This is a genomic window from Afipia sp. GW821-FHT14H12, from assembly GCF_058803465.1.
In genome coordinates, this window is the sequence record NZ_JBXAOZ010000002.1 from 598,508 (window position 1) to 605,703 (window position 7,196).

Annotated in this window: 6 protein-coding genes and 1 pseudogene; all 7 read right to left on the reverse strand. The window is 61.1% G+C overall.

Annotation, left to right across the window (positions count from 1 at the left end):
• Position 1: 1 nt before the first annotated feature.
• A complete protein-coding gene (locus AC1RNA_RS14430) occupies positions 2–1,210 on the reverse strand; it encodes an efflux RND transporter periplasmic adaptor subunit (RefSeq protein WP_009338922.1) in 1,209 nt (402 codons plus the stop codon).
• Between the two features lies 1 nt (position 1,211).
• Positions 1,212–1,913, reverse strand: coding sequence for a TetR/AcrR family transcriptional regulator (locus AC1RNA_RS14435; RefSeq protein WP_009338921.1), 702 nt, complete (start codon positions 1,911–1,913; stop codon positions 1,212–1,214).
• A 148-nt stretch (positions 1,914–2,061) separates the two neighbouring features.
• Positions 2,062–3,573: a tripartite tricarboxylate transporter permease gene (locus tag AC1RNA_RS14440; RefSeq protein ID WP_009338920.1), complete on the reverse strand. Its 1,512-nt coding sequence runs from the start codon at positions 3,571–3,573 to the stop codon at positions 2,062–2,064.
• 12 nt (positions 3,574–3,585) lie between these two features.
• Positions 3,586–4,137: a tripartite tricarboxylate transporter TctB family protein gene (locus AC1RNA_RS14445; RefSeq protein WP_009338919.1), complete on the reverse strand. Its 552-nt coding sequence runs from the start codon at positions 4,135–4,137 to the stop codon at positions 3,586–3,588.
• Positions 4,138–4,243: 106 nt separating this feature from the next.
• Positions 4,244–5,236, reverse strand: a complete 993-nt coding sequence (locus AC1RNA_RS14450; RefSeq protein ID WP_009338918.1) for a Bug family tripartite tricarboxylate transporter substrate binding protein — start codon at positions 5,234–5,236, stop codon at positions 4,244–4,246.
• Between the two features lie 70 nt (positions 5,237–5,306).
• On the reverse strand, positions 5,307–6,512 hold the full coding sequence (locus tag AC1RNA_RS14455) for a pyridoxal-phosphate-dependent aminotransferase family protein (protein WP_492951541.1): 1,206 nt from the start codon (positions 6,510–6,512) through the stop codon (positions 5,307–5,309).
• Between the two features lie 348 nt (positions 6,513–6,860).
• A pseudogene (locus AC1RNA_RS14460) lies at positions 6,861–7,196 on the reverse strand (serine--glyoxylate aminotransferase); the annotation flags it as partial.

Below are 7,196 nucleotides of genomic sequence, written 5' to 3' on the forward strand. Positions count from 1 at the left end.
ATCAGTAACGCGGCGGCTGTGCCGGAATCGGCGGCGGCTGATCGGACGAGATTTCGATGGCCGCGCCGGACTGGAGCTTGAGCTGGCCTACCGCGACGACACGATCGCCGGGATTGACGCCCTTCTTGATCGCCACCCGTCCGTGGATACGGATGCCGGTGGTGACAGGCACACGCTCCGCGGTCAGCGACGTCTTGCCGTCCTTATCCTTGTTCTCCTTCACCAGGAAAACGGAGTCGCCGTACAGCGTGTAATCGACCGCCGTTTCCGGCAGCGTCACCTGTGCGGGCTCCGCCGGCAGCACGATCGAGACAGTGGCGAACATGCCCGGCTTCAGGAGATGCTCGGGATTGTCGAGGGTCGCCTGCACGCGCACGTTACGTGTATCGGAGGAAATCTGCGGCTCGATGGTGGTGATCTTGCCCTCGAACGTGCGGCCCGGATAGGCATCGACCAGAATCTGGACCTCCTGCCCGACCGCGATGATGGCGCGATCCTTTTCCGTCACGGTGATGTTGGCGTAGACCTTCGACAGATCCGTCAGCGTCACGATCAGCGTGCCTGCGCTCAGATATTGACCGACTTCCACGCGGCGCACGCCAAGCTGTCCGTCAAACGGAGCGCGAACGAGTTTCTGCGAGATCACCGCTTCGGTCCTGGCGACGCTTGCGCTCGCCTGATCGAAAGTGGCCTGCGCCTGATCGACGGTCGCCTGCGGGCCGAACGATCTGGCGAGCAGCGCCTTGGCGCGGTCGAGCGCAAGCTGCGCGTTCAGCGTCTGCGCCTTGAAGCTGACGAGATCGGCCTGATCCGGCGCATCGAACAGTTGCACCAGCGGATCGCCCTTTTTCACCGTCGCGCCCGCCGTGAACAGAATCTGCGTCACGCGGCCGCTGACATCGGCGGAGACATCCACCTGATGCACGGCGGCGAGATCGCCGATCGTCGTGATCAGGTTCGGCAGCACTTCGCTCTTGGCGTCCACCACGGCCACGCTGACCGGCGGCGGCTTCATGTTGGCGAAGAACTGCGCGATCATGTGCTCGCGGAAAGCATTAAAGCCCACGAACAGGAACACCAGCACGGCGAGTCCGCCGCCCACGATGATCATCCATTTGCGCAGGCGCACCGGCTTGTGCGCATGGGCAGCGGATTCGGTTTCACCGGCAGGCCGCTGCAAATGCGGATCGTCTTCAGCAGGAACGGTCATGTCAGGCACTTTCCGGAATAAGATGCTGCGATGTTGGGAATGACGCGGGGTTCTTGAGATGGGCGGCAATGAAATCCGCCTTCACCCCAAGCGCGCGCAGGATGAAACCGTTCAATTCGTTCGCGAGGGTATCGTCCGCCGGATAATCGAGCGAAGGCGTTTCCGGCAGCCGCGTCAGCGCGAGCGAATGAAGCAGGTGATGTACGAACCAGAACAGGTCGATCGGCTTGGTCTCGGTCGGTACGGCATCGCCTGCGGCGACGGCGCTCTCGATCGAGGCAATGAATAAAGGCGCGATCAGGTCGCCGACCTTTTCGAACAGCAGCCGCGCGAACTCGCCGTCGTCGAGATGGCTCGAAGCGGTCAGGCGAAGCCGTTCCGCCTTCTCGCGGTTCGGCAGGGTCCGGATCGCGAGGAAATGGACGACCATCTCCCGGACAAGAATAATGAGCGTTTCGCTCGAGGGCTGAAGTTCACGCAGCCGCTTGAGGTCGGGATCGGCCTCGCAGGCCTCCGACAGGATTTCGGCGTGCAGCGCGGCCTTGGTGGCGAAATGACGGAACAGCAGCCCTTCCGAGATACAGGCAGCCGTTGCCACTTTCCTCGTCGTGGTGCCGGCGAATCCGTACTGCGCGAAGCATTGCTTCGCTGCGTCCAGTATCTGCCGCCGGCGCGAATCGCCGCTCATGCGCTTGAATGCCATGGGACGAAGTAAGCACTTACTTGGATACGGTCAATTAATTTCTATGGCCCAAAACGACCGTCTTTCGGCGAATTGAGGGCTTCCGCCGAGAGAAAAAGGGGCGCGGCAATTCCGCGCCCCTTCAGGAGAGTCAGGCCTGTCTGGAGGGTCAGGCTTGGGCTGGCCGCAGGACGCGGCCGATCCTGGAAATACCCTTCTCGATCTGCGTCAGGAACAGAAGGATAAAGGACAGCGTGGTGATCGAGCCGACCAGCCAGTTCGACCAGAAGATGCCGAATGAGCCGGAACCTGAGATCATCGAGAGCCGGAAGGCATCCTCCGCCCTGCTGCCCAGCACCAGTGCCAAGGTCAATGGCGCTAGCGGTATCCCGATCTTCTTGAAGACGTAGCCGATCACGCCGAACAGCAGCATCAGCCAGATGTCGAACATCGCGTTCTGGATCGCGAAGGCACCGATCGCGCAGGACACCACGATCATCGGCGCGATCGCCGCGAACGGGACGCGCAGCACCGAGGCGAACAGCGGCACGGTCGCAAGCACGATTACCAGACCGACGACGTTGCCGAGATACATCGAGGCGATCAGGCCCCAAACGAAATCCTTGTGCTCGACGAACAGCAGCGGACCGGGGTTGAGGCCCCACACCATCAAACCACCGAGCAGGATCGCCGCGGTGCCCGATCCCGGAATGCCGAGCGCGAGCATCGGCAGCAGCGCCGAGGTGCCGGAAGCATGCGCCGCCGTCTCGGGGGCAAACACGCCCTCGATCTTGCCTTTGCCAAAGCCTTCCGGATCCTTGGAGAAACGCTTGGCGAGGTTGTAGCCCATGAAGGAGGCCGCGATCGCGCCGCCCGGCGTGATGCCGAGCCAGCAGCCGATCGCCGATGAGCGCACCAGCGTCACCCAATAGCGCGGCATCTCCCTCCACACCTTGAACACGGTGCGGATGCTGATGGCGGCGGCGTGGCCCTTCAGTGCGAGCTGCTCTTCCATGGTGAGCAGGATTTCGCTGATGCCGAACAGACCGATCACCGCGACCAGGAAGTTCACGCCGCGCAGCAGGTCGGTCGAGCCGAACGTCATGCGCAGCGTGCCGGACACGGTGTCCATACCGATGCCGGTGAGCAGAAGTCCAAGCGCCATCGAGATGATGGTCTTGTGCTTGTCCTCGCGGCCGAGGCCGACGAAGGAGCAGAACGTCAGGAGATAGACCGAGAAGAATTCCGCCGGGCCGAACCGCAACGCGAACGACGCGATGCCGGGCGCAACGAACGTAATCAGCAGCACCGCGACGAACGAGCCGATGAACGACGAGGTGAACGCAGCCGTCAGCGCCTCGGCGGCCTTGCCCTGCTGGGCCATCGGATAGCCGTCGAATGTCGTGGCGACCGACCACGCCTCGCCCGGAATGTTGAACAGGATCGAGGTGATCGCGCCGCCGAACAGCGCGCCCCAATAGATGCAGGACAGCATCACGATGGCCGATGTCGGGTCCATCGAGAACGTGATCGGCAACAGAATGGCGACGCCGTTGGGGCCACCGAGGCCCGGCAGCACGCCGACAAACACGCCGAGGATCAGGCCGACGAACATCAGGCCAAGGATCTTCCAGGTGAGCAGCACCGAGAAGCCATGGAGCAGAAGCGAAAAAGCCTCCATCGAAATATCTCCTCAGTAGCCGAACAGGGCTTCGAGCGGCCCCTTCGGCATGATGACGTCAAACTTGACTTCAAAGATGTAGAACATGGCGACCGAGAAGATCGCAGCCGTCAGCAGCGACTTCCAAACCGATAGCTTGCCGACGAAAATCATGAATCCCGCCGTCAGCAGGAAGCTCGCGACATAAAGGCCGAGCCACTGCATCGCCACGCAGAACGCCACCGTCGGCACGAACACCAGCAGCACGCGCTTGAACTGATCGCGGGTGACGAAGACCTCCGCATCGCCACCGGCGGAGCGCCGCTCATAAAGCGACTTCACGATGCCATACACGCTCGCGAGCACCAGAATGACCGACAGATAGAACGGAAAATATCCTGGCTCCGGACCGTCTTCGGTCCATCCCATACCGGTTCTGTAATTGTCCCAGGCCATCACCAAGGCAAAGGCGCCCAATACAACCATCGCCCAGATATCGACCGTCAGCGTCCTGGCGAGCGACGGGGAATTCTCCGCCGGAGCGGTCGGGTCGGACACTTCGATTTCGATCTCGTTATTTGCCATGATTACGCTCGCAGATGGTCCTGTTTCGAGGCGCGCGTCATCGTGGCGACAACGCGCGCCTCACCAAGTCTTGGAAGACTACTTAGAAAGTTACGTCAGACGTCTGTTACTGCTTGACGAAGCCGGCCGCCTTCATCAGGTCGGCATTGGCCTTGTCGTCCTTTTCAAGGAAATCCATCATCTCCTTGCCCGTCATGTAGACCGGCTTGAGTGCCTGCTTTTCCATGTACTCCTTGTATTCGGGAGTCTGGCTGACCTTGCGGAACATGTCCTCGTAGAACTTCACCTGATCGGGCGTCACCTTGCCCGGCAGGAACATCGCGCGCAGCATCTTGTACTGCACGTCGACGCCCTCCTCCTTGCAGGTCGGGACGTCGTGCCAGGACTGCTTGTCCGTCACCTTTGTCGTGTAGGCGATGCGTTCGTCGTCGAACACGCACAGCGCACGAACCTGGCCTGCACGCCAGACTTCAAGATTTTCCGAAGGGTTGTTGACGTTGGCGTCGATATGCTTGCCGACGAGCTGGGTCGCCGCCTCGCCGCCCGACTTGTAGGGCAGATAGGAGAATTTCGCGCCGGTCTGCTTCTCGAGGCCGACCATCAGGATCTGGTCTTCGCGCTTGGAGCCGGTGCCGCCGAACTTGAATGGCGTCGGGGACTTCTTCGCCGCGTCGATGAATTCCTTCACCGTCTTGTACGGCGTCTCGGCGTTATCCCACAGGATGAACTCGTCGAACGCCATGATGTTGACCGGCGTCAGGTCGCGCCAGTTGAACGGAATCTTCGCCGACAGCGGCAGTTGATAGATCAGCGAATAGGCGATCAGAACCTTGTCGGCCTCGCTGGGGCTGCCCTTCATGTACATCAGCGCTTCGGCGCCGGAGGCTCCGCCCTTCAGCGACACGACGACCGGCACGTTCATCAGCTTGTGCTTCTGGATGGCCGATTGCAGCATGCGGGCCATCTGGTCCGATGCACCGCCCGCGCCCGCCGCGACCACGATTTCGACAGTCTTGGTCGGCTCCCATGCACTGGCGCCGGTGATACCCGCAGCCAACGTCAGTGCAACAACCGCCGCCGTATTCATCGCCTTCCGCATCGTATCTCTCCCTGGTTTGCCCTTTTGAAACTGCGCTGCTCTTTTTTTCGAGCTTATACGCCCTTGTCCGTCATGCGACGGCAACTCGTGGAACCTCTACAACGCCTTCATCTTTCGACTTCAGAACATCCATCGCCGCCAGCACGCCGCCCTTCTTGTGCGGAATACCTGCGAGATCGAGTCCCATTTCGACGCCCGAAAGCGTGCCCATCAGCATCAGATCGTTGAAGTGACCGAGATGACCGATGCGGAATGCGCGGCCCTGCAGACGACCGAGGCCCGCGCCGAGCGACATGTCGAAATTCTCAAGCACGACCTTGCGGAAGCGATCCGCATCATAGCCTTCGGGCACGAATACAGCCGTCGTGACCGGCGAATATTCGCCTGCATCGACGCAAACCGTCTCGAGGCCCCAGGCGCGCACGGCAGCGCGCGTCGCTTCGCCATGCCGCTGGTGGCGGGCGTAGACGTTCTCCAGCCCCTCCTCCTCCAGCATCGCGATGGATTCACGCAGGCCGTAAAGAAGATTGGTCGCAGGGGTGTAAGGCCACGAGCCGAGCTGGTTGGCCTTGAGCACTTCGTTCCAATCCCAGTAGGAACGCGGCAGCTTGTTGGTCTTGGAAGCGGCAATCGCCTTGTCGGACACCGCGTTGAAGCTCAGGCCCGGCGGCATCATCAAGCCCTTCTGCGATCCGCAGACCGTGACATCGACGCCCCAGGCATCGTGTTCGTATCGGATCGAACCCATCGAGGAAATCGTATCGACGAACAACAGCGCGGGATGCCGCGCGCGATCCATCGCCTTGCGGACCTCATCGACACGGCTGGTGACGCCGGTCGAGGTCTCGTTGTGGACGATCATCACCGCCTTGATGGAATGCTGCTTGTCAGCGACGAGACGCGCTTCGATCTCCGAGGCCTTCGCACCGCGACGCCAGTCGCTCGGAATCGTCTCGACGTCGACCTGGAAACGCTCGGCGAGATTGCGCCACAGGACCGAGAACTGTCCGGTCTCCGCCATCAGCACCTTGTCGCCCGGCGACAGCGTGTTGACCATGGCGGCTTCCCATGCGCCCGTGCCGGATGAGGGGAAGATCAGCACTGGATTCTTGGTACGGAAAACCCGTTTGCAGCTTTCCATGATGCCGAGCGCCATCTCGGCGAACTCCGGACCACGATGGTCGATCGTCGGCATATCCATCGCGCGCAAGACCCGGTCCGGCACGTTGCTCGGGCCCGGAATCTGAAGGAAATGCCTTCCTGTATGACCAACCATCTCTAAATCCTCGATTTTTATGGCGCAAATGACCTTATTATAAGGTCGATTTGCCGTCGGGAATGTATCGGGAAAAGCCCCCCGCGCAACCATAAAATCGTCCTGTTTCGTTATCCGGATCAATCTTTAGTACGATGAAATTCCACTCCTATTTCAGGCTGTCGACCTCTTCCGATTCGCCTCCAACCGCCTGTCCACAAGAGCCACGATCGCGTTCTTGAAGGGCACAAGTCCGTTGCGGGACACGTCAAGGCCACAGACATCGCACCTCATCCAGGGTCTCCGCTTCATATTGCCGCTCCGTCGTCTGACAAATTCCGGTCTTCGCGGTTCAGGTCTTAGTGGTCGTCAGTTTTTAATGATCTTGAGGTGGTTTGCGAGATTGGCATTAGTGCGGTCTTCGAGGAGCTTCATGGCGGCAGCGACGCCACCGGCGCGATGCGGCACGCCCGCGACCGACAGGCCCAGCTCCACGCCCGACAGTGCGCCGAGCAGCGTCAGCTCGTTGCATTCGCCGAGATGACCGATGCGGAATACCTTGCCCGCGAGCTTGGTCAGGCCCGCGCCGAGCGACATGTTGAAGTTCTCGAGCACGACCTTGCGGAACTGATCGGCGTCGTGCCCCGGCGGCATCACCACCGCGGTCAACACCGGCGAGTATTCCTCGGGGTTCTGGCACAGCAC